21 protein-coding genes are annotated in these 26,327 nt (G+C 70.3%); 15 read left to right on the top strand and 6 right to left on the bottom strand.

Annotated features, from left to right (window positions below):
* Positions 1 to 5: 5 nt before the first annotated feature.
* Together VFK57_18390 and VFK57_18385 are read right to left on the bottom strand one after the other, a co-directional pair.
* Positions 6 to 2,468 (bottom strand): ABC transporter permease, encoded by a 2,463-nt coding sequence (locus VFK57_18390; GenBank protein HET7697691.1) that lies wholly within the window; start codon positions 2,466 to 2,468, stop codon positions 6 to 8.
* 361 nt (positions 2,469 to 2,829) lie between these two features.
* Positions 2,830 to 4,050 carry a Glu/Leu/Phe/Val dehydrogenase gene (locus VFK57_18385; GenBank protein ID HET7697690.1) on the bottom strand — a complete coding sequence of 407 codons (1,221 nt, stop codon included), beginning with the start codon at positions 4,048 to 4,050 and terminating at the stop codon, positions 2,830 to 2,832.
* A 183-nt stretch (positions 4,051 to 4,233) separates the two neighbouring features.
* Between VFK57_18385 and VFK57_18380 the strand changes: the two genes are divergently transcribed.
* Positions 4,234 to 5,850, top strand: a complete 1,617-nt coding sequence (locus VFK57_18380) for a methylmalonyl-CoA mutase family protein (GenBank protein ID HET7697689.1) — start codon at positions 4,234 to 4,236, stop codon at positions 5,848 to 5,850.
* Between the two features lie 114 nt (positions 5,851 to 5,964).
* The gene (locus tag VFK57_18375; protein ID HET7697688.1) at positions 5,965 to 6,372 is read left to right on the top strand and encodes a cobalamin B12-binding domain-containing protein; all 408 of its coding nucleotides are present in this window, start codon (positions 5,965 to 5,967) and stop codon (positions 6,370 to 6,372) included.
* Here the strand turns inward: VFK57_18375 and VFK57_18370 are convergent.
* The gene (locus tag VFK57_18370; GenBank protein ID HET7697687.1) at positions 6,365 to 8,227 is read right to left on the bottom strand and encodes a hypothetical protein; all 1,863 of its coding nucleotides are present in this window, start codon (positions 8,225 to 8,227) and stop codon (positions 6,365 to 6,367) included. The genes VFK57_18375 and VFK57_18370 overlap by 8 nt on opposite strands.
* Before the next feature lie 14 nt (positions 8,228 to 8,241).
* Here VFK57_18370 and VFK57_18365 point away from each other — a divergent pair, with 14 nt between their 5' ends.
* The 7 genes from VFK57_18365 (at position 8,242) to VFK57_18335 (ending at position 16,406) form a co-directional block, all read left to right on the top strand.
* The gene (locus VFK57_18365; GenBank protein HET7697686.1) at positions 8,242 to 9,363 is read left to right on the top strand and encodes a response regulator; all 1,122 of its coding nucleotides are present in this window, start codon (positions 8,242 to 8,244) and stop codon (positions 9,361 to 9,363) included.
* Positions 9,363 to 11,945 carry a valine--tRNA ligase gene (gene valS, locus VFK57_18360; GenBank protein HET7697685.1) on the top strand — a complete coding sequence of 861 codons (2,583 nt, stop codon included), beginning with the start codon at positions 9,363 to 9,365 and terminating at the stop codon, positions 11,943 to 11,945. The genes VFK57_18365 and valS overlap by 1 nt, the downstream gene beginning before the upstream one ends.
* Positions 11,946 to 11,982: 37 nt before the next feature.
* Positions 11,983 to 12,840 (top strand): carboxylating nicotinate-nucleotide diphosphorylase, encoded by an 858-nt coding sequence (gene nadC / locus VFK57_18355; protein ID HET7697684.1) that lies wholly within the window; start codon positions 11,983 to 11,985, stop codon positions 12,838 to 12,840.
* 74 nt (positions 12,841 to 12,914) lie between these two features.
* On the top strand, positions 12,915 to 13,646 hold the full coding sequence (locus tag VFK57_18350; GenBank protein HET7697683.1) for a biotin--[acetyl-CoA-carboxylase] ligase: 732 nt from the start codon (positions 12,915 to 12,917) through the stop codon (positions 13,644 to 13,646).
* Positions 13,646 to 14,428 carry a type III pantothenate kinase gene (locus tag VFK57_18345; GenBank protein ID HET7697682.1) on the top strand — a complete coding sequence of 261 codons (783 nt, stop codon included), beginning with the start codon at positions 13,646 to 13,648 and terminating at the stop codon, positions 14,426 to 14,428. Before VFK57_18350 ends, VFK57_18345 begins: the two co-directional genes overlap by 1 nt.
* A complete protein-coding gene (locus VFK57_18340; protein ID HET7697681.1) occupies positions 14,425 to 15,114 on the top strand; it encodes a hypothetical protein in 690 nt (229 codons plus the stop codon). The genes VFK57_18345 and VFK57_18340 overlap by 4 nt, the downstream gene beginning before the upstream one ends.
* A 2-nt stretch (positions 15,115 to 15,116) precedes the next feature.
* A complete protein-coding gene (locus VFK57_18335; protein ID HET7697680.1) occupies positions 15,117 to 16,406 on the top strand; it encodes a TRAM domain-containing protein in 1,290 nt (429 codons plus the stop codon).
* Here VFK57_18335 and VFK57_18330 read toward each other — a convergent pair.
* The 3 genes from VFK57_18330 to VFK57_18320 are packed head-to-tail and all read right to left on the bottom strand — an operon-like array spanning position 16,393 to position 19,757.
* On the bottom strand, positions 16,393 to 17,094 hold the full coding sequence (locus tag VFK57_18330) for a gamma-glutamyl-gamma-aminobutyrate hydrolase family protein (protein HET7697679.1): 702 nt from the start codon (positions 17,092 to 17,094) through the stop codon (positions 16,393 to 16,395). The two genes, VFK57_18335 and VFK57_18330, sit on opposite strands and share 14 nt — an antisense overlap.
* Positions 17,094 to 19,115: an arginine--tRNA ligase gene (locus VFK57_18325; GenBank protein HET7697678.1), complete on the bottom strand. Its 2,022-nt coding sequence runs from the start codon at positions 19,113 to 19,115 to the stop codon at positions 17,094 to 17,096. The genes VFK57_18330 and VFK57_18325 overlap by 1 nt, the downstream gene beginning before the upstream one ends.
* Before the next feature lie 6 nt (positions 19,116 to 19,121).
* The gene (locus VFK57_18320; GenBank protein HET7697677.1) at positions 19,122 to 19,757 is read right to left on the bottom strand and encodes a molybdenum cofactor guanylyltransferase; all 636 of its coding nucleotides are present in this window, start codon (positions 19,755 to 19,757) and stop codon (positions 19,122 to 19,124) included.
* A 13-nt stretch (positions 19,758 to 19,770) separates the two neighbouring features.
* Here VFK57_18320 and VFK57_18315 point away from each other — a divergent pair, with 13 nt between their 5' ends.
* From VFK57_18315 to lnt, 6 genes are read left to right on the top strand one after another with little or no spacing between them, the layout of a single operon-like run.
* Positions 19,771 to 20,370: a hypothetical protein gene (locus tag VFK57_18315; GenBank protein HET7697676.1), complete on the top strand. Its 600-nt coding sequence runs from the start codon at positions 19,771 to 19,773 to the stop codon at positions 20,368 to 20,370.
* Positions 20,370 to 21,962 (top strand): tetratricopeptide repeat protein, encoded by a 1,593-nt coding sequence (locus VFK57_18310; GenBank protein ID HET7697675.1) that lies wholly within the window; start codon positions 20,370 to 20,372, stop codon positions 21,960 to 21,962. Before VFK57_18315 ends, VFK57_18310 begins: the two co-directional genes overlap by 1 nt.
* A 46-nt stretch (positions 21,963 to 22,008) precedes the next feature.
* The gene (locus tag VFK57_18305) at positions 22,009 to 23,310 is read left to right on the top strand and encodes a nodulation protein NfeD (GenBank protein ID HET7697674.1); all 1,302 of its coding nucleotides are present in this window, start codon (positions 22,009 to 22,011) and stop codon (positions 23,308 to 23,310) included.
* A 9-nt stretch (positions 23,311 to 23,319) separates the two neighbouring features.
* Positions 23,320 to 24,069, top strand: coding sequence for a slipin family protein (locus VFK57_18300; protein ID HET7697673.1), 750 nt, complete (start codon positions 23,320 to 23,322; stop codon positions 24,067 to 24,069).
* A gap of 1 nt (position 24,070) precedes the next feature.
* A complete protein-coding gene (locus VFK57_18295; protein ID HET7697672.1) occupies positions 24,071 to 24,754 on the top strand; it encodes an SPOR domain-containing protein in 684 nt (227 codons plus the stop codon).
* A 7-nt stretch (positions 24,755 to 24,761) separates the two neighbouring features.
* The gene (gene lnt / locus VFK57_18290) at positions 24,762 to 26,288 is read left to right on the top strand and encodes an apolipoprotein N-acyltransferase (GenBank protein ID HET7697671.1); all 1,527 of its coding nucleotides are present in this window, start codon (positions 24,762 to 24,764) and stop codon (positions 26,286 to 26,288) included.
* Positions 26,289 to 26,327 lie beyond the last annotated feature (39 nt).

Raw genomic sequence — 26,327 nt, 5'->3', positions numbered from 1 at the left:
GGCCGCTACGAGGCGCGGAGCGCGATGCTCGGGTCGACGCGTGCGGCGCGGCGCGCGGGCAGATAGTTGGCGAGCGCGGCGGATCCGAGCATGACGGCGACGGCGCCGGTCCACGCGGCGGGATCGGCGGCGCCGACCCCGTACAGCGCCGAGGCGATCGCGCGCGCGGCAATCCACGAGAGCACGAGACCGACGGTCAGTCCGCCGGCGACGATGCCGAGACCCTGGCGCATGACCATGCCGAGCACGTCGCCCGGGGTCGCGCCGAGGGCGATGCGGATGCCGATCTCGCGCGTGCGCCGCCCGACTGCATAGGCGATGACGCCGTAGAGACCGATGGCGGCGAGGAGCGTCGCCACCACACCGACCAGCGCCAGCGTCTGCGCCGCCAGGCGCGCCGGCAGCAGATTCGCCGCCACCTGCGCCTCCATCGTCTGGTTGTCGAGGAAGACCGCGTTGGGCTCGAGCGCCAGCAGTTCGCGCCGCATCGCCGCCAGCAGCCCTCGCGCGTCCGAGGCGGTGCGCGCGATCAGCACCTCGCCGGTGAACTGGCGCTGGCCGAGCGCGTAGTGGATGTACGGCGTCGGCTTCTCGCCGACGGTTTCCACCTTGTAGTCGGCGACGACGCCGACCACCTCGAACTCGGGGCCGTCCGCGGCGCGGGTGCGGAAGCGGCGGCCGAGCGGCTCCTCGCCGGGCCAGTAGCGGCGGACGAAGGCGTCGTTGACGATTGCGACCCTCGCCGATGACGGCGTATCCGCGGCAGTGAAGTCGCGCCCGCGCACGAGCGGCACGTTCAGCGTCTTGAAGTAATGCTCGTCCACCCACGTCGCCGAGACGGGCGTGCCGCGGTCGTCGGGGAGCGATCGCTCCGGGAAGAAGATGGTGTTGCGGTTGTAGTTGATCGCGAGCGGCTGGCGAACCGCACGCGCGACCGACGTGACGCCGGGAATCGCGCTGACGCGTTCCGCCGCGCGCTCGAACAGCGCCGCCGCGCGCGCCTCGGTGTAGCCGATCAGGCCCAGCTCCGTCCCCAGCGCGGCGGCTCCCTCGGCCCGGAAACCCAGATCGACGCGTTGCGCCTGGAGGATGCTGCGGATCAGCAGGCCGGCGGTGACGAGGAGAACGAGCGTGACCGCGGTCTGCGCCACGACGAGCCCGTCGCGGATCGTCCAGCGGCGGCCCGCCCTGGCGATGGTCGCTTCCCCCTTCATGTCGGCGGCGAGGTTCACGCGCGTGGCGCGCAGCGCCGGCATCAGGCCGGCGAGCAGGCCGGCGGCGGTCGCGACGACGGTGGTGAAGAGCATGACCCGGCCGTCGACGTGCAGGTCGAGCGCCACCGGAACCGGGAGCGGCAGCGGCAGCGCCGCGATCACCTGGATGGCGAACGACGCGAGCATAATGCCCGCGGCCGCGCCGAGGGCCGCGAGCACGAGGCTCTCGGTCAGGAGCTGTTGAATCAGCCGCCGCCGGCTGGCGCCAATCGCGAGGCGGATGCCGATCTCGCGCTGCCGTCCCGACGCGCGCGCCAGCAGCATGTTGGCGACATTGGCGCAGGCGACGAGCAGCACCAGCCCGATCGCGATCCCGAGGCCGGCCGCGACGGGCCGCAGCATCCGATCCGCCTCGGGGTGGATGCGCACGTTCGCGGCGGTCGCGATCGGACGGCGATCGTTGGTCCTGGGATGCGCCGCGGCGAGCTGGCTCATGATCGCCTGCAGGTTGGCCTGCGCGCGGGCCGCGGTCTCGCCGTCCTTCAGCCGGCCTTTCATGAACAGCCAGCGCTGTCCCCGGCGATCGAGGCGCGAGGTGCCGGTCGGAGAGGGCACGACATCCTGGATGCCGGCCGGCTCGACGTCTTCGACCCAGGCGATCGGCGTCCACATTTCCGGCTGCAGCATCGGCACGAGGCCGGTGAACGCCTCCGGTGCCACGCCGACGATGGTGTAAGGCTGCCCGTGAATCAGCAGCGTGCGCCCCAGCGCGGCGGGGTCACGGGCAAAGTCGCGCGCCCATACCGCGTGCGAGATCACCGTCACGCGCGGCGCTCCCGCGCGGTCGTCCTCTGGAAGCAGCGTGCGCCCGAGGGCGGCGGAGATGCCGAGGACCTGGAAATAATTCCCGGTGACGACCTCGCCCAGCGCCATGCGCGAGCGATCGCCGGCCTTCAGCGCGCCAATCGACGGGCTGTAGGCGAGCAGGCCCGTGAACACGCGGTTGCCCGCCTGGAAATCGAGGTAGTCAGGATAGGAGCTGGTCGCGTAGGTATCGCCATCCCCGCCGCGCGTGTAGACGTCCACGAGCCGCGCCGGATCGGCAATCGGCAGCGGCCTGAACAGCAGCGCGTCGACGATGGAAAAGAGGGCCGTGTTGAAGCCAATCCCCACGGCGAGCGAAAGGACCGCGACGACGGTGAACCCCGGGCTGCGAAGCAGCCACTTCACCGCATAGCGAACATCAGCGAGCATGCCCGAGAATACGCGGACTCAGCCGCTGGAGTTCAGCAGTGTCCTGCCGGCGGCGACCCGCCCGTCCACGCCGCCCGACGGCGAGCGAACGCGAGCCCCTCGTCCACGCTGCCCGACGGCGAGCGAACGCGAGCCCGCTGTACCTCTGCCCGACCGCGAGCGAAACGAGCCATCCTTCCACGCTGCCCCGACGACGAGCGAAGCGAGCCACCCTTCCGCGCTGCCCGACCGCGAGCGAAGCGAGCCACCCTTCCACGCTGCCCTGACCGCGAGCGAAGCGAGCCCCCCTTCCACCCTGCCCGACAGGGAGCGAAGCGACCCTCCCTTCCACCCTGCCCGACAGGGAGCGAAGCGACCCTCCCTAGGCGTACATCCCGCGCATCTTGGTGACGGTGGCGACCCGGTTGATGGCGACGATGTAGGCGGCGGTGCGCATGTCGGTCTTGTACCGCTGGGCCGTCTTGAGGACGTCGTCGAACGCCTCGCACATCTTGGCTTCGAGGCGCTGGTTCACTTCCTGCTCGCTCCAGAAGTAGCCGTGGCGGTCCTGCACCCACTCGAAGTACGAGGTGGTGACGCCGCCGGCGTTGGCCAGGATGTCGGGGATGACGAACACGCCGCGGTCGTGCAGCGACTTGTGCGCGTCCGGCGTCGTCGGGCCGTTGGCCCCTTCGGCGATGATCCTGGCGCGGATTGTCGACGCGTTCTCCATCGTGATCTGATTCTCGAGCGCCGCCGGAATCAGCACGTCGACGTCGAGCCCGAACAGCTTCGTGTTGTCGAGCGCCTCGCCGCCGCTGAAGCCCTCCACCGAACGGTGCTGCTTGACGTAATCGAGCATCTTCGGGATGTCGAGCCCCTTCTCGTTGTAGACGCCGCCCTTCCAGTCGGTCACGGCGACGATCCGCGCGCCGATCTTCGCCAGCAGGTCCGCCGACACCGAGCCGACGTTGCCGAAGCCCTGCACCGCGACCGTCGCCGTCTTGATGTCGAGGCCGAGATGCTTTGCCGCCTCGCGGGTGACGATCATGACGCCGCGGCCGGTCGCCTCGCGGCGCCCGAGCGATCCGCCCATCTCGATCGGCTTGCCGGTGACCACCGCCGTGGCGGTGTGGCCGACGTGCATGCTGTAGGTGTCCATCACCCACGCCATGATCTGATCGTTGGTGTTGACGTCGGGCGCCGGCACGTCCTTCTCGGGCCCGATCGCGTCGACGATCTCCGCGATGTAACGGCGCGTGAGCGCCTCGAGCTCGCGGCGCGACAGGCGGTTCGGGTCGACGATGATCCCTCCCTTGCCGCCCCCGAAGGGGACGTGGGCGACGGCGCATTTCCAGGTCATCCACGCGGCGAGCGCGGTGACTTCGTCGAGCGTGACGTTCGGGTGGTAGCGGATGCCGCCCTTGGCGGGGCCGAGGGTGATGTTGTATTGGACCCGGTAGCCGGTGAAGACCTCGATCTCGCCGTTGTCCATCTGGATCGGGCACGACACGACGATCTGCCGCTTCGGGGAGGTGAGAATCTTCCAGATGCCGGGATCGAGTCCGAGCAGGCGCGCGGCTCCGTCGAACTCCTGGAGCATCGCGTTGAAAACGCTGCCGTTTCCTTCCATGTTTCTCCCGTAGAATGCAAACGGTCCACGGTACCGTGCCGCGGAGGGGAGTGTCAACTGCGGGCCAGAGTTGCAGTTGCTGTCGCCGACGTACTCACGCCGAGGTCGCAGAGGCTCGAAAGCCTTTCGGGCAGGGCGCTATAATCGATGCTCATGAAAACCGCGCCGGCGCCCGCCGCGAAAGAGCTGACCGAGCGGTCGGTGCCGTTCACCACCATTTCCGGACGGCCGATCGATCGCGTGTATACGCGCGAGAGCGTCCCCGGCGTCGAGCTGCCCGATCCCGGCGAGTTCCCCTACACGCGCGGCATTCATCCGACGGGCTACCGCGGCAGGCTGTGGACGATGCGGCAGTTCGCCGGCTTCGGCGCGCCGGAGGAGACGAACCAGCGCTTCAAGGATCTCCTCGCCGCCGGCGGCAGCGGCCTCAGCGTCGCGTTCGATCTGCCGACGCTGATGGGGCGCGACCCCGATCACGAGCTGTCGCTCGGCGAAGTCGGCAAGTGCGGCGTCAGCGTCGTCTCGCTCGCCGACATGGAGCGGCTGTTCGACGGCATCTCGCTCGGCGGCATCACGACGTCGATGACGATCAACTCGCCGGCGCCGATGATCTTCGCGATGTACCTGGCGGTCGCCGAGAAGCAGGGGGCCGACTGGAAGACGCTCTCGGGGACGATCCAGAACGACATCCTGAAAGAGTTCATCGCGCAGAAGGAGTACATCTTCCCGCCGCGCCAGTCGATGCGGCTGATCACCGACATCTTCGCGTTCTGCTCCCGCGAGGTGCCCAAGTGGAACACCATCTCGGTGAGCGGCTATCACATCCGCGAGGCCGGCTCGACCGCGGCGCAGGAGCTGGCGTTCACCCTGCGCGACGGCATCGAGTACGTGCAGTACGGCGTCGACGCCGGGCTCGACGTCGACGCCTTCGCGCCGCAGATCTCCTTCTTCTTCAACTCGCACAGCGACTTCTTCGAGGAGATCGCCAAGTTCCGCGCCGCCCGCAAGCTGTGGGCCGAAGTGATGCGGGATCGTTTCAAGGCGAAGAACGAACGGTCGTGGAAGCTGCGCTTCCACACGCAGACCGCCGGCGTCTCGCTCACCGCGCAGCAGCCCTACAACAACGTCGTGCGGACGGCGCTGCAGGCGCTCGCCGCGGTGCTCGGCGGGACCAATTCGCTGCACACCAACTCGCTCGACGAGGCGCTGGCGCTGCCGACCGCGGAGGCGGCCACGCTGGCGCTGCGGACGCAGCAGATCATCGCCCACGAGAGCGGCGTCACCAACGTCGTCGATCCGCTGGGCGGGTCCTACTTCGTGGAGCGGCTGACGCTCGACATGGAGCGCGAAGCCAGGCAGTACTTCGACGTCATCGATCGCATGGGCGGCATGGTCGAGGCGATCGAGCAGGGGTTCCCCCAGCGCGAGATCGCCGAGGCCTCGTACCGCTTCCAGCAGTCGGTCGAGCTCCGCGACAAGATCATCGTCGGCGTCAACGACTTCGTCCAGGACGATGCCGCGCCGGTGCCGATCCTCTACATCGACGAGACCACGGCCGAGCGGCAGGTGGCGCGGCTGCACGAGCTGCGCCGGACGCGCGACCACGCCGCCGTCGCCGGGGCGCTCGATGCGCTCAAGCAGACCGCGCGCGGCACCGGCAACACCATGTATCCGCTGCTGGACTGCGTCCGCGCCTACGCGACCGTCGGCGAAATGTGCGACGCGTTGAGAGAGATCTGGGGAGAGTACGAGGAAGTGCCGCTGATTTAGCTTTCGGCTGCCGGCTACCGGCTACCGGCTACCGGCCACCGGCTACCGGCCACCGGCGATCGGCCACCGGCTACCGGCTGCCGGCCGAGAGCTGAAATCTGAGAGCTGACACTGATGCAGAAGATCCGAGTCGTCATTGCCAAGCCCGGTCTCGACGGGCACGATCGCGGCGCCAAGGTCATCGCGCGGGCGCTGCGCGACGCCGGCATGGAAGTCATCTACACCGGGCTGCGCCAGACGCCCGAGCAGATCGTCGGCGCCGCGCTCCAGGAAGACGCCGACGTCATCGGCCTCTCGATCCTCTCCGGGGCGCACATGCACGCGTGCCCGCGCGTGATGGACCTGCTGAAGGAAAAAGGGCTGGAGGACGTGCTCGTCGTCGTCGGCGGGATCATTCCCGACGTCGACATCCCCAAGCTGCAGGCGATCGGCATCAAGGGCATCTTCCTGCCCGGCAGCCCGATGCAGCAGATCATCGAGTTCATCAACGCCAACGTCCGGCCGCGAGCCGAAGCTATCTGAAGCGGTAGAGCCGGACGTGCGCGCCTTCCCATCGCGAGCTGGCCACCAGCTCGAGTGACGGGTTCGCGTCCAGCGCCTCGAACGTCGGCGCGCAGCGGTACTGGCGCGGCTCCAGCGCGCAGTTGAACGTCAGGTGCGTGGCGCCGGCGGCGCGCGCCGCGGCAATCGCCTCGGGCGCGGGGAACGGTTCCACCCGCGTCTGCAGGGAAATCCAGCGCTCGGTGAACGACCCGCTGTAGCCGTTCAGCAGCCGCGCCCAGTGCCGGGTCGAGAAATACATGTAGTCCGGCGACCGATCCCACGGGAACTCCGCCAGCACCATCGACGGCGTGACGGAGCGGTAGATGTCGGGCGGGTCGGTCCAGAAGTCCACCACCCGCACGTCGAGGCGCAGATCGACGAGCGCCAGCGCCGCCACCGCCGCGAACGCCGGCGTGCCGAGCCGGACCCGCGCGGCGGCGGCGAAGAGCCGCCGCGTGCCCAGGGCCGCGAGCACGACGAGCGCGGTGCCGACGAAGACCGAGAATCGCGCCGGCACGCGCAGCCCGCGGTAGGGCATGACCCAGCGATACAGATCGTCGTAGGTCAGGCCGTACGGCCCGAGCGACCAGTCGAAGGCGAGCGCGCCGCCGACGAGAGCCGCCGCACCGACGGCGCCGCCGGCCGGGACGGCGCCGATCGCCGCGGCGCCGAGTATCGCGAGGCCCGGAAACATCTCGCGCTCGGATCGGTTGCCGCGGCGCGAGATCCACTGGTAGGCCGCCAGCCGCCCCTGCGGCCGGCCGTATTCCGCGGGCTGCGCGCTGAATGCACCCGCGAGCGCCAGGCTGCGGTCGCCGCGGGCCGCGGGTGATTGCATGTAGGGCAGCCCCAGCAGCGCGAACGACAGCGCGACGATCGCCGCCGCCGGCGCGAGCGCCGCGGCGAGGCGGCGCGACGGGCCGACGCCCCATCCGGCGGCGACGATCGCGCCGAACGGCGCGAGGAACGTCAGCAGCATCAACCCGAGATACATCGACGCGAACCACTGCGCGGCGACGATCGCCCCGAGCGCGACGCCGCGGCGCACGGCCGGCGACACCAGCAGATCGAGCAGCGCGACGATCGCGAGCGGAATGAAGAAGGTGTACTGCAGCTCGAGATGGCTGTAGTGTTCACCGTGAAAGGGGTACAAGGCGCCGAAGACGCCGGCGACGAAGCCGCAGCGCAGGTCGGCGGTGAGCCGCCAGGCGAGGTAGAAGAACGCCAGGGCGTTCAGTGGAAACGCGATCAGGAACAGGAGGTTGCCGACCAGCAGCGGGTCGGCGCCGAGCAGCAGCACCGGCGCCGCCGCCATCGCCTGCAGAACCGTGGCATCCGAATAGGTGAGCGTGCGCGTCTCGGGATAGAAGATGTTGCCGTCGAACAGGCGCCGCGGATCGGCGGCGAGCTGGTGGGCAAACGCGGCGAGACGCCAGGCCGAGAACACCGGATCGCCGCGATCGGGAACGCGACGCGGATGCAGCACGTGCGGCATCAGCCAGACGAGCGACGCCAGCGCCGCCGCCGCCGCATAGAGCCAGAAGCCCGCCGGGCGCACGGCCGTCGACGCGAAGCGCGACCGTTCCTCGCGGACGGCGCCGCCTGCCTGCCGCGGCAGGGCGGGCAGCAGGCGTTCCCCCCGCGCGATCAGCAGCCGCAGCGCGGCGAGCGCGACGCAGACGACGAGCGCGTTGACGACGCCGCGGAGCGAGATGCGCATTCCCGCGAACGCGAGCCGCGTGCCGCCGCCGAGGAGGATGACGAGCGCGGCGCTGCCCGCGGCGATGGCCGCGGCGTCGAGCAGCGTGACGAGGATCCTGCGGATGCCGCTCAAGGTATCATGGAGGCATGCCTCACAAGCTCCTGCTGGCGGACGACAGCGTCACCATCCAGCGCGTCATCGAGCTGACGTTCGCGGACGAGGATGTGCAGGTCACCGCCGTCGGGAACGGACAGGAGGCGATCGACCGCGTGCAGCGCGACCGGCCGGACATCGTCCTCGCCGACGTGGGCATGCCCGAGCGGAACGGCTACGAAGTCGCGGCGTTCGTGAAGGGGAACCCGTCGACGGCGCACATCCCCGTGGTGCTGCTGACCGGCGCGTTCGAGCCGGTCGACGAGGGGCGGGCGCGCGCCGTGGGCTGCGACGGCGTCCTGGTGAAGCCGTTCGAACCGCAGATCGTCATCAGCCGGGTGAAGGATCTGCTCGCGGGACGCGCTCCCGCCGGCATGTGGAACGCGCCGCCGGCGGCGCAGGGGCCGGTACGGCAGCCGCCGGACTCGAATCTGCGCGCCCCGGCGCCGGCCGCCGCGCCGTCGAGCGATCCGCTCGAAGCCTATTTCGATCGGCTGGACGCCGCGTTCGCGTCGTCCGGCAGCGGCGGATCCGCCGCGGATCCGTTTGCCGGCGTCCCACCGTCGAACGGCGGCGGCGCCACGACGCGCGAGACGATTCCCCTGTCGCGGCGCCCCGCGCCGGGCGAGGCGCCGGCCGCTCAGCGCGACCCGTTCTCGGACTGGGACCCGGATCTCAAGGGGGATCCGGCGCCGCCGGCGCCGGAGACGCGGTCCCCGCAGAAGCTGACGGTCGCCGCGCCGCCTGCGGCCGCTCCGCCGGCCGCCCCGCCGCCCCCGTCGATGGCGGCATCCGCGCCGCCGCCGGCCGCCGCATCGCATCCGGCACCGGCTCCGCCGGCGCAGCCCGCCGCGCTGCCCGCGTCGCTGGTCGACGCGTTCGCGGCGCTGCTCGCCGCGGAACAGAAGATCGGGCTCGCGCCATCGGCCGCGCCGCCGCCGTCCGCCGGCGCCGCCCCGACTCCGCCGGAGCCGCCGCCGATCACCGACGAGATGATCGACGAGATCTCGTCGCGCGTGCTCGCGCGGTTGAGCGCCGACGCCCGTCCGTCCATCCTCGACGTCGCCGAGCGCCTGGTGCGCGAGGAGATCGAGCGCATCAAGAAGAACGCCTGATGACCCATCCCGTTCGCGTGCCCGAGAAGCCAGCACTCGAGGGGCTCGAACCGAAGTGGATGCAGCGCTGGGAAGAGGCCGGCGTCTATCGCTTCGATCGCACGCGGCCCCGCGCCGACGTGTTCGCCATCGACACGCCGCCGCCGACCGTCAGCGGATCGCTGCACGTCGGCCATGTCTTCTCCTACACCCATACCGACGTCGTCGCGCGGTTCCATCGCATGCGCGGCAAGGCGGTGTTCTACCCGATGGGGTGGGACGACAACGGCCTGCCGACCGAGCGCCGCGTGCAGAACTACTTCGGCGTGCGCTGCGATCCGTCGCTGCCGTACGACCCCTCGTTCGCCCCGCCCGAAAAGCCGGGCAAGCAGGCGATCTCCGTTTCGCGCCCCAACTTCGTCGAGCTGTGCGCGCGGCTGACCGCGGAGGACGAGAAGGCCTTCGAGGCGCTGTGGCGCTATCTCGGGCTGTCGGTGGACTGGGCGATGACCTACGCCACCATCGACCAGGCGTCGCGGCGGATCTCGCAGGTGTCGTTCCTGCGCCTGTTGCAGAAAGGGCTGGCCTACCAGCTCGAGGCGCCGACCTTGTGGGACATCGACTTCCGCACCGCGGTCGCCCAGGCGGAGCTGGAGGATCGCGAGCAGCCTGGCGCGTACCACCGCATCGAGTTCGCGCGCGGCGACGGCGGCGGGGCAGTCGCGATCGAGACGACGCGCCCAGAGCTCATCCCCGCGTGCGTCGCGCTGGTGGCGCATCCCGACGATGAGCGCTACAAGCCGCTGTTCGGCAGCGACGTGATCACGCCGCTGTTCGGCGTGCGCGTGCCGGTGCGCCCGCACGAGCTCGCCGATCCCGAAAAGGGATCCGGCATCGCGATGATCTGCACGTTCGGCGATCTCACCGACGTGATCTGGTGGCGCGCGCTGTCGCTGCCGGTGCGCGCGATCATCGGCGTCAACGGCGCGCTGAAACCGGTGACCTGGGGGACGGAGGGCTGGGAGTCCGCGGACCCCGGCCGCGCGCAGCAGGCGTACGATCAGCTCGCGAACCTCTCCGCGGCGAAGGCCCGGACGCGCATCGTCGAGCTGCTCCGCGAGAGCGGCGCGCTGATCGGCGATCCGCGGCCGATCACCCATGCCGTCAAGTTCTACGAGAAAGGGGATCGTCCGCTCGAGATCGTCACCAGCCGGCAGTGGTTCGTGAAGACCATGGCGTTCCGCGACGTGCTGCTCGCCCGCGCCAGCGAGCTGCAGTGGCATCCGCCCTACATGCAGGCGCGGCTGGAGAACTGGATCAACGGCCTCAACGGCGACTGGTGCATCAGCCGCCAGCGCTTCTTCGGCGTGCCGCTGCCCGTCTGGTACCCGGTGCTCGCCGACGGCAGCCTCGATTACGCCCATCCAATCCTGCCGCCGGAAGAGCGCCTCCCGATCGATCCGTCGACCGACGTGCCCGACGGCTACCGCGCCGAGCAGCGCGATCGGCCGGGCGGGTTCAGCGGCGATCTCGACATCATGGATACCTGGGCGACCTCTTCGCTCTCGCCGCAGATTGCGGGACGCTGGCTCGACGATCCGGATCTGTTCGCCCGCGTGTTCCCGATGGACGTGCGGCCGCAGGCGCACGACATCATCCGCACCTGGCTGTTCTCCACCGTGCTCCGCTCGGAGTTCGAGTTCGGCACGCTGCCGTGGCGGAACGCGGCGATCTCGGGCTGGGTGCTCGACCCCGATCGCAAGAAGATGTCGAAGTCCAAGGGGAACGTCGTCACGCCGATGGGACTGCTCGAAGAGCACGGCGCGGACGGCGTGCGCTACTGGGCGGCGAGCGGGCGCCCCGGGACCGACACCGCCTTCGACCCGGCGCAGATGAAGGTCGGACGGCGGCTCGCGATCAAGCTGCTGAACGCATCGAAGTTCGTGCTGGCGCGGCCGGAGCCGCGCGGCCCGATCACGCATCCGCTCGATGTCGGCCTGCTCGCGAACCTGGCTCCGCTGGTCAGAGAGGCGACCGAACGGCTCGAGCGGGACTACGACTACACCTGGGTGCTGCAGAAGACCGAGACGTTCTTCTGGGATTTCTGCGACAACTATCTCGAGCTGGTGAAGGCGCGGCGGTACGGAGATTTCGGCGAAGCGGCGGCGGGGTCGGCGAACTCGGCGATGCTGCTCGCGCTCTCGACCATCCAGCGGCTGCTCGCGCCGTTCCTGCCGTTTGTGACCGAGGAGGTGTGGTCCTGGTGGCAGCCGGGCAGCGTGCACCGGGCGGCGTGGCCGGGCGAGGCCGACATCACCGCCGCGATCGGCAGCGGCACCGCAGACGCCCGCGCGCTCTACACGGAGACGACCGCCATGCTCGGGGCCATACGCAAGAGTCGTTCTGAACTGGGCTTCTCGGGCGCCACTCAGTTCGATCGTGTTCGTGTCCGGACCGGCGAGGACCTCAATTCAAGACTCGGCCCCGTGCGTGCGGAGCTGCGCACCGCCGTCCGCGCGGACGAGCTCGAGTTCGTGCAGGATCAGGGGCTGGCCGCGGCGGACGTCCAGTTCTTCCCGAAAGCACAGGAGAAGGGCGCGTGAGATCCGTCCCGCGTCCGCCCAGCGAGCGAGCACTGCGATGAAGACCATACCGTTCCAGCCGCTCGACCCGGCGCTCTACCGCGAAATCGTGCGGCGCGCGCTGGCCGAAGACCTGGGATGGGGGGATGTGACGACCGAAGCGACCGTGCCGCCCGACGTGCGCGCCCGCGGCATCATCCTGGTGAAGTCTCCCTGCGTCATCGCCGGCCTCGACGTCGCGGCAGAAGCGTTCCTCCAGCTCGATCCCGGCTGCAGCTTCGAGCGGAAACGCAAGGACGGCGATCGCTGCCGGCCCGGCGACGTGGTCGCCGAGCTGCACGGCCAGGCGGCGGCGATGCTCACCGCGGAGCGCACCGCGCTCAATTTCCTGCAGCGCCTCTCCGGCATCGCCACGCTGACCCGCACGTTCGTCGAGGCCGCGAACGGCGCGATCACCGTGCTCGATACGCGCAAGACGACGCCGACGCTGCGCGCGCTCGAGAAGTACGCGGTCCGCGCCGGCGCCGGCACCAACCACCGGGCGGGGCTGGACGACGGCGTGCTGATCAAGGACAACCACGTCCGGCTCGCCGGCGGCGTGCGCGAGGCCGTCAGGCGGATGAAGGACGCGGACCCCGAGATGCCGATCGAAGTGGAGGCGCAAAGCCTCGAGCAGATCGACGAGGCGCTCGAGGCAGGCGCCGACATCATCCTCTTCGACAACCTGCCGATCGACGCGATCCGCGAAGGCGTCCGCCGTGTGGGCGGCCGGGCGAAGGTCGAGCTCTCCGGAGGCGTCACGCTCGAACGCCTGCCCGAACTCGCGAAAACCGGGGCGACGTACGTCTCGGTCGGCGCGCTGACCCACTCGGCGCCGGCCGCGGATCTCAGCTTCGAGCTGGAACCGGAAAGATAGCCACGGACATCCCGAACGACATCACCGCGGCGCTGGCCGCGAACGCCGCGGAGCGGGGCGTCTTCGGCGCGCGGATGGTCTACGCGCCGGAAGTCGGCTCGACCAACGATCTCGCCGCTGCCGCGGCGGAGCGGGGGGCACCCGAGGGGACGACGTTCGTGGCGGGCGCGCAGACGGCGGGGCGCGGGCGGCTGGGACGGTCCTGGTTCTCGCCCCCCGGCAGCGGGTTGTACTGCTCGATCGTGATCCGCCGGACTGCCGCCGCGCCGTGGATCACGCTTGCCGCCGGGGTCGCCGTGGCGGAAGGCATCCGTCGCGCCACCGGTCTTCCGCTGCAGATCAAGTGGCCCAACGACATCGTGGCGGTCGACGGCGCCGGGTTCAAGGCGCGGCGCAAGATCGCCGGGCTGCTGGCCGAGGCGTCGTCGGGCCCGCAGGGAATCCAGCACATCGTGCTGGGCATCGGCATCAACCTTTCGCCGTCGGCGTTTCCTCCGGAGCTGTCGGGGCGCGCGGGATCGATCGAAGGGGAGCTCGGACGGCCGGTCGACGCGGGCCCCATCCTTGCGGCCGTCCTGGCGGCGCTGAACGGGACGCTGGCGGAGCTGGACGCGTCGGGTCCTGAAAGGCTGCGGGCGCGCTGGCTCGCGCTGGCGCCCTCGGCGCACGGGGCGCCGATTGCGTGGGACGGACCGTCCGGGCCGCTGACCGGCGTGACGGCGGGGATCGACGCCGACGGTGCGCTGCTGGCGCGCACCGGCGAGGGCCTCGCGCGCATCATCGCGGGTGAGGTACGCTGGGCCTGATGCTGGTAGCGCTGGACGTCGGCAACACCAACGTGACCATCGGCGTGTTCGACGGCGAGCGGCTGGCGCACAGCTGGCGCCTGGCCGCGCTGCGCGAGCGCACCGCCGACGAGCTCGGAATCTTCGTCACCCGGCTGTTCGAGCAGGCCCACGTGCCGATCGCGTCGGTGCACGCCATCGCGGTCGCGTCCGTGGTGCCGCCGCTGACGCGGCCGATGGAAGAGATGTGCGAGCGGTACTTCCATCGCACCGCGCTGGTGGTCGACGCGACCAACGCCGGCATGCCGGTCCGCTACACTCCCGCGGGGGACGTCGGTGCGGATCGGATCGTCAACGCGGTGGCCGCATGGGACAAGTACGGCCGCGCCGCGTCGGCGCCGCTGATCGTGGTCGATTTCGGCACCGGCACCACGTTCGACGCGGTGTCCGCCGCGGGCGAGTACCTCGGCGGGGTCATCTGCCCCGGCATCAACATCTCGGCGGAAGCGCTGTTCCAGCGCGCCGCGCGGCTCCCGCGCGTCGAGGTGCGGAAGCCGCGGGCGGTGATCGGCCAGAACACCGTCGAGGCGATGCAGTCGGGATTGTTCTTCGGCTACGTCGAGATGGTCGACGGCCTCGTGCGGCGGATGCGGACCGAGCTGCAGGCCGGCGACCGCGCGGTCATCATCGCCACCGGCGGCCTCGCGGAGGTCATTTCCGGCGAGAGTACGTCCATCCAGTACGTGGACGCGAACCTCACGCTGGAGGGGCTGCGGTTGATCTGGGAGCGCACCCATTCGTGATCGAGCCCGACGAGTACTGCCGCGCCATCGAGAGCTATCTCTGCCGCAAGAACGAAGGACACCTGATTCGCATCGTCGGACCCGTGTTCGAGCAGGTGTCCGGGTGGGCGGCGCAGGGCGTGCCGCTCGCGGTCGCGTTCCGCGGCATCGACCAGTACTGCGAGCGTTACTACGCGAAAGGGCCGCGGCGCCGTCCGGTGCGCGTCGAGTTCTGCGAGGCGGACATCCTGTCGCTGTTCGACGACTGGCGGCGCGCCGTGGGCGTCGGCGGGCCGGCCGGGAGCGCCGGCGAGCGGGGCGCGCGTGATTCGCTGCCGTCGCACCTCGATCGGGTCATCGCGCGGCTGACCACGCTGCGGGCGCGCGTCTCTCCCGGGTTCAGCGCGCGGATCGAAGCCGCGGTGCGCGAGCTGGACGCGGCACGTTCGTCCGCCGCGCAGGCCCGTGGCGCATCCCGCGATGCGCTCCTCGATCGCCTCCGCGCGCTCGACACCGAGCTTCTCGCGTCGGCCCGCGAGGAGCTGGATGACGCGCGCCGCCTCGAACTCTCCACTGGCGCCGCCGCCGACATTGCGCCGTTCGCGGCGCGCATGACGCCGGAGGCGCGCGAGCGGGCGACCTCCGCGGCGTTCGATCGGCTGCTGCGGGACTCGATCGGCCTGCCGGCGCTGTCCCACGAGCCCTGACCATGAGCCTTGCCGAAGGGCAGGAGGTCGCGCTCGTCATCGAGAAGCCGGCGGCCGGCGGGCGGATGATCGCGCGGCATCTCGGCCAGGTCGTGCTCGTGCGCGGCGCGATCCCCGGCGAGCGGGTGCGCGCGTGGATCGAACGCGCGGAAAGGCAGATGGCCTTCGCGGTGACGCGCGAGGTCGTCGAGCCGTCGCCCGATCGGCGGCCCTCCGGACCCGACCCGCTCTGCGGCGGCGCGCTCTACTCTCACATTCGCTACGACCGGCAGCTCGCGATCAAATCCGACGTGATTCGCGATGCGTTTGCCCGGCTCGGGCGTCACCCGATCGAGAACGCGGTGTCCGTAGCCGGCTCCCCTGAAGAGGGCTACCGCATGCGGGCGCGGTTCCACGTCCGCGCCGGACGCGCCGGCTTCTATCGCGAGGGCACGCACGAGTTGTGCGATGCCGGCGGGACGCATCAACTCGGCGACGCCGCGGTCTCGGCAGTGACGGCCCTCGCCGAGGCGCTGGAACGTGACACGGCCGGGGCGGTGACCTCCATCGCGGTGACGGAGAACATCGCCGCCACCGAGCGGGCGGTTCATCTCGATCTCGCGCCGGGCGCGCGGCCGACCACGGCGTCGCTGGAGCGGCACGCCGCCGCCGCCGGCCTGCGCGGCATCAGCGCACGTACCGCCGCCGGCGAAGCGCTCGTCGCAGGCGATCCCATCGTCCGGGATCCGCTCTCCGCGCTCGTCGCAGACGACGCCAGCGGTGCAGTCCTCCAGCGTCACGCGGAGTCGTTCTTTCAGGGCAACCGCTTTCTGCTGCGGGACCTGGTGACGGCCGTAGTCGGCGCCGTTCCGGACGACGGCGAGGTGCTCGACTTGTATGCCGGCGTAGGACTGTTCTCCGCCGCACTGGCGGCGGCGGGGCGATCGGAGATCACGGCGGTGGAAGGGGATCGTGCCGGCGGGGCGGACCTGCGCGAGAACGCACGTCCTCACGCACCGCGTCTGAAGGCACGCATTCAACGCGTCGAGGACTACCTGAGCGCGCGCGCCGCGCACCGTGAAGTGACGATCGTGATCGATCCGCCGCGAACCGGCCTGTCGAAGGAGGCAGCCGATCGGCTGCTCCGTCAGCGGCCGGCCCGGATCGTCTACGTCTCGTGCGATCCGGCGACGCTGGCCCGCGATGCCCGCAAGATGCTCGACGCGGGCTATCGTCTGGAGGGCGTGCGCGCGTTCGACCTCTTCCCGAACACGCCGCACGTCGAGACCCTCGCCGTGTTCATCCGCGCCTAGCGGCGCGGCGCCGCTTCGACGCCGCGGCGACGAACTCCTTGAACAGTCCGGAGAACTCGCCGCTGTCGACGAAGTTCTCGGGGTGCCACTGCACGCCGACGCAGAACGTCCGGTCCGGCCGCTCGATCGCTTCGACCACGCCGTCCGGAGACACGGCAGAGACGACGAACTGCGGTGCGACGCGCGCCACCGACTGATGATGGCGGCTGTTGACGGGGCACGTCTCCAGGTCGGCTTCGGGACCGAGCGCTGCGGCGAGGCGGGAGCCGGGAGCAATCTTCACGGGGTGGGCGTGATGATCCTTCGGCACGTCCACCGCATGATTCAGATCCGTCTCCACCGCGGACGGGATGTCCTGGACGAGCGATCCGCCGCCGGCGACGTTCAGCACCTGGACGCCGCGGCAGATGGCGAAGATCGGGAGATCCTCCGCCATCGCGGCCTTCGACAGCGGGACCTCGAAGCGATCCCGCTCCGGCGCCGCCTGCGTCGTCTCGTGCGGCGTTTCCGCGTAGAGCGAGGGGTCGACGTCGAGGCCGCCGGTCAGCAGCAGGCCGTCGAGACTGCCGATGACTCGTGCCGGGTCGTCGGAGTCGCGCAGGACGATCGGCTCGCCGCCGGCGCGCTTCACCGACTCGACGTAGTCGTCCAGCCGGCTGCACGGTGTGATGCCGATGCGGGCGGCCATCACATCCGCTCCGGCACGCGGCACCCCATCAGATCGAGGGCCTGCGTGAGCTGCTGCCGGTAGTAGGCGATCGCGGCGGCGCGCCAGAGCCGCACGTCGGCGCGGTCTTCCTTGAGTACGGGATAGACGTGGTAGAACGCGTTGAACTGCTGGGCGAGCCCGAACGCGTACTTGGCGACCACGGAGAGCTCCAGCGTCCGCACCGCCTGATCCACCACGTCGTCCAGGCGTGCCGCTTCGAGCACCAGGCCCCATAATTCATCCGCGTCCTCGCCGTTGACCAGCGCGTCGGGCGCCAGCGAGGGCAGGGCCGACCTGACGGCCGCGGCGTCCACCCCTTCGCGCTCTTTCAGCTTGCCGAAGATGTTGTTCGCACGCACGACGGCGTATTGCAGGTACGGGCCGCTCTCACCTTCGAAGCTGAGCGCTTCGTCGATGTCGAACGCGATGACCTTGCCGCGCGAGAACTTGACCATGAAGTAGCGAACCGCGGCGACGGCAATGGTCTCGGCGGTGCGGCGGACGTCTTCGGGACTGAACTCCGGATTGCGCTTGGCGACTTCCGCCGCGGCCTTGGCGGTGAGGCGATCGATCAGGTCGTCCGCCTTGACGCCGAGCCCTTTACGCCCCGAGACCTCGACGAACGGCTTGCCGCCGTCTTCGCTCGGCTCGTAGCCGAGCTCGCGCGCCGTGCTGTGAGTGAGGGCCACCATCTCGTACGAGTAGTGCACCGATTGCCGCGCCTGCTGCTCGAACCCGAGCGCGGCGAGCGCCTGTTTCAGCAGTTTCTGCAGGTACGCCTGCCGCGTGTCGATGACGTTGCACACCATCGAGGCGCGCCCGAACTGCGGGTGCCCCTGGACGTCGGCGGCGGGATCCGACGTCGTCGAGAACAGCACCCGCCCGTCCGGGTCGGTCTCGAAGATGCGGTAGTGGAAGTCCTTGCCGAGCACGCCGAACTTCCACATCTGATACGCCATGTCCTTGCCGACGTAGGTGACGGTGCCGTCGGACCTCACGATCACCTTTTCCCTGGGCTCGCTGTCGTCGGGCTCGCCGGCCGCTTCCCGCGTTCCGGTGTCCGGTGCGTCGGGCTCGTCTTCGATCTTCATCACCCAGCAGCCGGCGAGCTTGCCGTCGGTCTGCAGGTAGACCTCGCCGGTCTTCTTGAGGAACTCGAACGCGTGCGACCAGAAGTGGAGCCGCAGGATGTCCCCCTCCCAAGTGAGGAGGTCGTAGCCGATGTTCAGGCGCCGCATGGTCTGCAGGTGGCAGCGGACGATGCGGTCGGCGATGAACGCCGCCATGGCCGCAGTGTCGTTGCCGCCGTGCTCGATGGCGTGCAGTGCGGCGCTGCGGATCTTCAGCCGTTCCTTGTCCCCCTCGTACCACTCCGTGACCCTGGCGTAGAGATCCCAGCAGTAGTAATCGAAGCGCGTCGTGCCGGCGAGCGTGCGGACCTCGTCGAGCGTCTTGCGCTCCAGCTCGCGGAACCCGACGACGACGTCGGCAACCTGGACGCCGGTGTCGTCGATGTAGTTCTGGATCTCGACCTCGCGCCCCTGAAACCGCAGCAGCCGGCCGAACGCGTCGCCGGTCGTGGCGTTGCGCAGGTGGCCGATGTGCGCCGCCTTGTTCGGGTTGATCGCGGTGTGTTCCACGATCGTCTTGCTGCGATCCCCCGGCGAGCCGCTCGACGTTCGCGGCCCGAGCCACTGCCTGAGCCAGTAGGGACGATCGAGAAACAGGTTGAGATATCCGTTCGGCGCGGCCTCGACCCGGCTGATGCCGTCGATCGCGCCGAGGGCCGCGGCGAGCTCCTGCGCGATGGCGCGCGGCGCCTTGCGCAGGCGGCGCGCCAGCGCGAAGGCGACCGGGACGGCGATGTCGCCGAGCGCCCGCCTGGGCGGGGTCTCGAGCGCCGGATCGGCGACGGCGGGATCGTCCGGAGACAGGTTGTAGAGGCGGCCGACCGTGTCGGCGATGCGGCGGCGAACGAGGTCGTGGACGGGCAGAATCACAGTAAATTATTCCGTGATACGATCTTTGGACGGTTTCTCATTCAGTTCAACCCAACCCCTGGCGCGTTGGTGATCATGCGGCGTGTTGACGTTCTCGAAGAGCGCGCCTTCGTCGTAGGGCGCCAGCGCATCCGGTTCCAGGATGCGCGCCCTCACGTCCTCCAGCAGTCCAGCGGCCTGAAGCGTTCCCTGTTCGATGCGGCGTCTGGCCGCCGCCGCGCAGCGCCTCCGGTAGACGGCGCACAGCGGCTCCAGTCCGCGCGCGGAGCGGGGCACCACGGCATCGGTCTCCGGCCAGCCGAGACTTTCCGCCGCCAGCCGTTCGAGCAGCGCGGCGGTCACGAACGGCAGATCGCAGGCGACGATCAGCACGTGCTCGTGCGCCGCGTCCAGCAGCGCGCTGTAGATCCCGCCCAGCGGGCCGGCGCCCGGGATGGCATCCGCGATCACGCGGATCCCGAGATCGGCGTAGCGCCGGGGATCGTTGCACACGATCCGGATGTCGTCCGCCACCGCCGAGAGCGCTGCAAGCTGTCGATCGATGATGCGCGCGCGTCCGACGGTCAGCGACGCTTTGTCGGCGCCGCCCAGCCGCCGCGCGCGGCCGCCGGCAAGGATGGCCGCCGAGACGCCGAGTGCCACATGCGAAGTTACCATGACTGAATCCAGGATCGGTCGTGTGCTGGTCGCCAGCCTGCACCAGGCGATCGCGGATCTGCTGCCGACGCGGCTCGAGTTCTACGAGAACTGGCTGAACGTGGCCGGGCTGCGCGAGGGGACGATCGGGCTGGCGCCGCTCACCGCGGTGCTCAGCTTTCTCCGCACCGAGGGGCACGCCTACGGCCTGATCACGCAGCGCGCCGGTGAATACGCCGCGGCGTGGACGTTCGAGAACGTGCCGGCCTACGAACGCCGCATCGTCCGCGCGCTTCCCGCCGCCCTTCGCGCGCGGGCGGCGCTGCGCACCGCGCGCGCGCTGGTCCGAGCCACCTACCCGAGCTCGCGCGCCATCACCAGGATCAGGCGCGGCGTGGTGACGGTGGATCTGCGCGGGTCGTTGTTCTGCGAGGTGCGCGAGGCGTCGATGGAGCCCCTGTGCGGGTTCTATGCGGCGGCCATCGGCGGCGTGCTGCGGCTGTTCGACGTGACCGCCGACGCCCGCGTCAACGAGTGCCGCGCCGCCGGGGGCAGCCGCGCCTGCGTGTTATCCGTGACGCTCGACGGGCGCGCCAACGATCGCGCGGTTGCCGCATGATGCTGCCGCTGCTGGCGCTGCTCGCGACCGCGGCTCCGGCCGCGGACCAGGCCTCGCCGGTGCCGCCGCTGCCGGCGCCGCGGATCCTCGTCGTGCCGTTCGAGGCCCCGCCGCGCGACGGGCGGACGTACTGGCTCGGCGAAGGGGTCGCGCTCCTCATCGCCGACGACATCAACGCGCGCGCCCTGGGCGCGATCACCCGCACGTCCCGCGAGCGCGCCTACGAACAGCTGCACCTGCCCGCCAGCGCGGTGTTGAGCCGCGCGACCGTGATCAAGGTCGGCGAGATCGTCGGCGCTTCGCAGGTGATTGCCGGAGAAGTGTCGGTCGACGGGGATGCGTTCACCATCCGGGGACGCTCGATCCGCATCGACGTCGGGCGCGCGGACGGGGAGATCGTCGAGCGCGGCCGTCTCGCAGACCTCTTCGCCGTCGTCCAGCGCGCGGCGCGCCGCCTCGTGCCCGGCGGCTCGGACGCGGGCGCCGGTCCGGCGCCGTCGCTGCAGGCCTTCGAACAGTTCGTGAAGGGGCTGCTCGCCGAACAGCCCGCCAGCCAGGCCGCGTTCCTCGAAGCGGCCCTGAAGCTGGAGCCCGGGTACGATCGCGCGCGTCTGGCGCTCTGGGAGGTCCGCACCGCGCAGGGAGACCACGCCGCCGCTCTCGCGGCCGTGCGCGCCGTGAACGAAAAGGCGCGCTGGTCCCGCCGCGCGCGGTTCGTTTCGGCGGTGTCGATGACGGAATTGCAGCAGTTCGACGACGCGTTCACGACGCTGAAGGCGCTGAACGACGCGGAGCCGTCCGCCGCCATCTTCAACAACCTCGGCGTGATCCAGATCCGCCGCGGCGGGACGGAGGCCGGCCGGCCGACCTACTTCCTGACCAAGGCGGCGGAGCTCGACCCCGACGATCCGGACATCCTGTTCAATCTCGGCTACGCCTACGCGCTCGATCGCGATCCGCAGGGCGCGATCTACTGGCTGCGCGAGGCGCTGCGCCGCAACCCCGCCGACGGCGACGCGCACGTCGTCCTCGCCGCCGCGCTCGACTCGTCGGGCAGCACGGTCGAGGCCGCGCGCGAGCGTGAGCTGGCGCAGCAGTTGTCGACGCGGCATGCCGATGCCGCGGCGGCCGGCGATCGCCTGCCCCGCGGCCTCGAACGCGCGCGGCAGGACATGGATCCGGTCCGAGGCAGCGTCATCGATCGCGCCATCACCTCCACCGCACAGCGGGATCAACAGGAGCTGGCGCGGTTTCATCTCGAGCGCGGCCGCCGGCTCTACGAGCAGGAACGCGATCGCGAGGCCGCCGGCGAGCTGCGCCGCGCCGTGTTCCTGTCGCCGTACGAGGCGGAGGCGCACCTGCTCCTCGGGCGGATCGACCTTCGCGGCGGACGGCCGCAGGATGCGGTGGCGGCTCTGAAGATTTCGATCTGGAGCAAGGACACGCCGACCGCGCGCGTCGCCCTGGCGGACGCGTATCTCCGGCTGAAGGACACCGCCTCGGCGCGGACGCACGCGCAGAAGGCGCTGGCGATGGATCCGACGTCCCTGGAGGCGGCAACGATGCTGCGGCGTATCGAAGGGGGCGGCTGATTCGTGGACGCCCGACCGCCAGGGTCGGGCCCAGGTGGGGGTGGTTATGCGACACGCACGGCTGCTCACGACAATCGGATTGATCGCGGTGGCGGGGATGCTCTCCGCCGCGCGGGACCGCGCCCCCGTCGTCTACACGGCCACGGTCGACGGGATCATCCACCCCGTCAGCTCCGAATTCATGCGATCGGTGATCGCGCGCGCCGACGCCGCCGGCGCGTCCCTGACGGTCTTCACGCTCCGCACGCCCGGCGGCCTGCTCGACTCCACCCGCGACATCATCAACGCGATGATCGCGTCGAAGACCCCGGTTGCCGTGTTCGTCGGGCCCTCCGGCAACCGCGCCGCGTCCGCCGGCTTTCTCATCACCATCGCCGCCGACGTCGCCGCGATGTCGCCGGGGACGCACATCGGCGCGGCGCATCCCGTCGCCGGCAACGGCGAGAAGATCGACGACGTGATGGCGAAGAAGATGGCCTCGGACACCGCGGCCTACGCCCGCACGCTGGCGGCGCAGCGCGGACGCAACGTTCCCCTGGTGGAGCAGGGCGTCACCGAAAGCCGGTCCTTCACCGAGCAGGAAGCGTCGACGGCGTCGCCGCCGCTGGTGGACGTCATCGCCGCCGACGTCGCCGACCTGATCCGGAAGCTGGACGGCCGCACCATTCGCCGCTTCGACGGCAGCACCGTGACGCTGAAGCTCGCGAACGCGTCGATCGAGCAGGCAGAGATGACGCTGCCGCAGAAGATCCTGTCGGCGCTCGCCCATCCACAGATCGCGTATCTGCTGCTGACCCTCGGCACGCTCGGGCTGACGATCGAACTGTGGAGCCCCGGCGCGGTGGCGCCCGGGGTCGTCGGCGGGATCTGTCTGCTGCTCGCGTTCTTCGCGCTGCAGGTGCTGCCGGTGAGCTACGCCGGCCTGCTGCTGATCCTGCTCGGCTTCGCGCTGCTCATCCTCGAAGTCAAGATCGTCAGCCACGGCCTGCTCGCCGCAGGCGGCATCGCCAGCCTGCTGTTCGGATCGCTGATGCTGATCGACTCGCCGCTGCCCGAGATGCAGATCGGGCTCCGCCTGATCCTGCCGCTCACCCTGACGCTCGCCGCGATCCTGCTGTTCCTGGTCCGCCTGGGGGTCAAGGCGCAGGCGCAGCCCGCGGTCACCGGGGAAAGCGGTATGCTGCAGACGTTCGCCCAGGCGCTGACACCGATCGAGCCGGGAGGCACGGGCCGTGTCTCCACGCACGGCGAGATCTGGACCGCGACGTCGCCGGACGCGATTGGCGCCGGCGATCGCGTCATGGTGACGGCGGTCAACGGCCTGGTGCTGACGGTGAGACGTCAGTAGGAGGGTTCTGTGCTGAGTACGCCGTTCTTCATCATCGCGGTGGTCCTCGTCTTCTACGTCCTCGGCTCGATCAAGATCATCAACGAGTACGAGCGCGCCGTCGTCTTCCGGCTCGGCAAGCTGCTGCCGCTGCCGAAGGGGCCGGGGGTGATTCTCGTCTTCGCGCCGATCGACAGGATGGCGCGGGTGAGCCTGCGGACGATCGTCATGGACGTGCCGTCGCAGGACGTCATCACCCGCGACAACGTCTCGGTGAAGGTCAACGCCGTCGTCTACTTCCGCGTCATGGATCCGCGCAAGGCCATCGTCGAGGTCGAGAGCTATCACTACGCCACCTCGCAGCTGGCCCAGACGACGCTGCGCAGCGTCCTCGGGCAGGTCGAGCTCGACGACCTGCTCTCGGAGCGCGAGCGGCTGAACGCGCAGCTGCAGCAGATCCTCGATCAGCACACCGATCCCTGGGGGATCAAGGTCTCGTCGGTCGAAGTGAAGCACGTCGATCTGCCGCCCGACATGCAGCGTGCGATGGCCCGCCAGGCGGAAGCCGAGCGCGAGAAGCGTGCTAAGATCATTCACGCGGCCGGAGAGCTCGAAGCGTCCGAGAAACTCGCGGCGGCCGCGACCGCGATGGCGATCGAGCCGATGACGATCACCCTGCGCTACCTGCAGACGCTGACCGAGATCGCCGCCGAGAAGAACTCGACCATCATCTTCCCGCTGCCGATCGAGCTGATGAACCTGTTGAAGACCAGGCCGTAGCGTGAGCGAACCGATCCAGCACGACGCCGACGACGGCTTCCACGAGATCCAGCTCTCGGGCAAGCAGCTCGTCTTTCTCTTCATGGCCGCGACGACCGTGCTGGTCGTGACCTTTCTCTGCGGCGTGTGGGTCGGGCGGGGCGTGCCGAACGATCGCGGCGTGCCGTCCGACAACCCCGACACCATGGCCACCGCCGCGCCGCCGCCTGCCGCGACGCCGTCGCAGCCGGTCGCGTCGAGCGGTCCGCCGTCCGCCGAGCCGCCGGCCCCCGCGTCGGAGCGGGAGGACGAGCTGAGCTACGCCAAGCGTCTCCAGGCCGACTCCACGCCGACGGAAAAGCTGAAGACCCCGTCGGCCGCGCCGCCGCCCGCGGCGAAGGAACCGCCGCCGCCGAAGCCCACGCCCTCGCCGGCCAGGCCGGAGCCCGCGGCGCCGCAGATGACGGCGCGGCCGGGCGCGTGGATCGTGCAGGTCGTCTCGCTGCAGGATCGAGCGGCGGCCGCGGCCATCGCCAGGCGGCTCACCGGCAAGGGCTACCCGGCGTTCGTGCTCGATCCGGCCGCCGGCGGCCCCCGCATCTACCGCGTGCAGGTTGGCGGCTACTCCGACAAGAACGACGCCGAGCAGGCGTCGCGCCGCCTCGAGCGGGACGAACAATTCAAGCCGTTCGTCCGCGCCCGCTGAAAGTCTGTTGGATTTCGCCCTCGCGCTCCTCTCCGGCGCGCTGCTCGCGCTGAGCTTCCCGAAGTTCGGCCATCCCGCGTTCGCCTGGATCGCGCTCGCGCCGCTGCTGGTCGCGATCGCCCACCGGCCGCAGCCGCGGCGGCGCGCCTTCGCGCTCGGCCTCACCACCGGCGTCGTCTACTTCTGCGGCACGCTCTACTGGCTCGTCGAGACGATGACGACGTTCGGCGGACTCAACACGGCGACCGCCGCGTTCGCCGCCGGCGTGCTCATCGCCTACCTGTCGCTCTACCCGGCGCTGTTCGCCATGATCCAGGCGCGGCTGGTGCGGACGATGGGGAGGCAGGCGCTCCTCCTGTCGCCCGCCGTGTGGGTGGCGAGCGAAATGGGGCGGACCTACGTGCTGGACGGCTTCCCGTGGGAGCTGCTCGGCTACTCCCAGACGAGCGTGCTGCCCGTCGCGCAGGCCGCCAGCGTGGTGGGCGTCTACGGTCTGTCGGCGCTGGTCGCGCTGGTGAGCGCGGCGGCGGCCTACATTGCGTTGGAGCGCTCGGGCCGCCGCTGGCGCGTGGCGGCGGTGGTGGCCGTGGTGCTGCTCGGCACGGCCGCGTGGGGGACGTTCCGGATCGCCCGCGGGACGCTGCGATCGTCCGGCGTCCCCGTCCGGGTGGCGGTGCTGCAGGGGAACATCCCGCAGGATCAGAAGTGGGACCCGGCGATGCGCGGCGTGATCATGCAGCGCTACATCGACATGACGCGCGAAGCGATCGGCCGCAACGCGGAGTTCATCCTGTGGCCCGAGTCGGCGACGCCGCTGCCGTACGAGCGCGACCTCGGCGGCGGCGAGGCGATCCGCCGGCTGGCGCGGCAAGGGAAGGTCACGCTGCTGATCGGCAGCGATCAGATCGAACCGGTGCAGCCGATCGAGGCAGGGAAGCCGCCGGCGGAGCGGTGGTACAACGCCGCCTATCTGATTCAGCCGACGGGGGAGACCGCGGCGGTCTACCGCAAGATCCATCTCGTCCCCTTCGGCGAGTACGTGCCGTTCAGCCGCCTGCTGTACTTCGTGGGACCGCTGGTCGAGGCGGTCTCGGACTTCACGCCAGGGTCGGAGGCGGTGATGCTGCCGGTGCGCGGCGGGAGGGCGAGCACCGCGATCTGCTACGAGGTGATCTACTCGAGCCTGATGCGCGCATTCGTCACGCACGGCAGCGAGCTGCTCACCACCATCACCAACGACGCGTGGTACGGCTGGTCCTCGGCCGCCTACCAGCACTGGCAGCAGGCGTCGCTGCGCTCGATCGAGCAGGGACGCTACCTGGCGCGCGCCGCGAACACGGGGATCAGCGGCTTCGTCGATCCCTACGGCCGCGTGCTGCAGCAGTCGAACATGTTCCAGACCGCGGTGATGGCCGAAGACCTCCGGTTCATCACCGAGCGCACGATCTACAGCTACATCGGCGACGCGGCGGGCTGGGTCAGCGTGGCGATCACGCTCGCCGCGCTCATCGCCACGCGCCGCAAGTTAAGATAGACCCGAACCTCGAGCCTCGACCCTCGAACCTCGAGCCTC

The organism is Vicinamibacterales bacterium (genome assembly GCA_035699745.1).
Lineage (GTDB): Bacteria > Acidobacteriota > Vicinamibacteria > Vicinamibacterales > 2-12-FULL-66-21 > JAICSD01.
Note: the sequence above shows the minus strand (reverse complement) of the source record. Positions and strands in the feature narration are given on the sequence as shown.

Coding starts and splice junctions, on each gene's coding strand:
- VFK57_18350 (HET7697683.1), top strand. CDS start 12,915: ATGGTCTACGCGCCGGAAGTCGGCTCGACCAACGATCTCGCCGCTGCC.
- VFK57_18390 (HET7697691.1), bottom strand. CDS start 2,468: ATGCTCGCTGATGTTCGCTATGCGGTGAAGTGGCTGCTTCGCAGCCCG.
- VFK57_18310 (HET7697675.1), top strand. CDS start 20,370: ATGCTGCCGCTGCTGGCGCTGCTCGCGACCGCGGCTCCGGCCGCGGAC.
- VFK57_18345 (HET7697682.1), top strand. CDS start 13,646: ATGCTGGTAGCGCTGGACGTCGGCAACACCAACGTGACCATCGGCGTG.
- VFK57_18305 (HET7697674.1), top strand. CDS start 22,009: ATGCGACACGCACGGCTGCTCACGACAATCGGATTGATCGCGGTGGCG.
- VFK57_18375 (HET7697688.1), top strand. CDS start 5,965: ATGCAGAAGATCCGAGTCGTCATTGCCAAGCCCGGTCTCGACGGGCAC.
- nadC (HET7697684.1), top strand. CDS start 11,983: ATGAAGACCATACCGTTCCAGCCGCTCGACCCGGCGCTCTACCGCGAA.
- VFK57_18335 (HET7697680.1), top strand. CDS start 15,117: ATGAGCCTTGCCGAAGGGCAGGAGGTCGCGCTCGTCATCGAGAAGCCG.
- VFK57_18365 (HET7697686.1), top strand. CDS start 8,242: ATGCCTCACAAGCTCCTGCTGGCGGACGACAGCGTCACCATCCAGCGC.
- VFK57_18385 (HET7697690.1), bottom strand. CDS start 4,050: ATGCTCCAGGAGTTCGACGGAGCCGCGCGCCTGCTCGGACTCGATCCC.
- VFK57_18315 (HET7697676.1), top strand. CDS start 19,771: ATGACTGAATCCAGGATCGGTCGTGTGCTGGTCGCCAGCCTGCACCAG.
- VFK57_18330 (HET7697679.1), bottom strand. CDS start 17,094: ATGGCCGCCCGCATCGGCATCACACCGTGCAGCCGGCTGGACGACTAC.
- valS (HET7697685.1), top strand. CDS start 9,363: ATGACCCATCCCGTTCGCGTGCCCGAGAAGCCAGCACTCGAGGGGCTC.
- VFK57_18380 (HET7697689.1), top strand. CDS start 4,234: ATGAAAACCGCGCCGGCGCCCGCCGCGAAAGAGCTGACCGAGCGGTCG.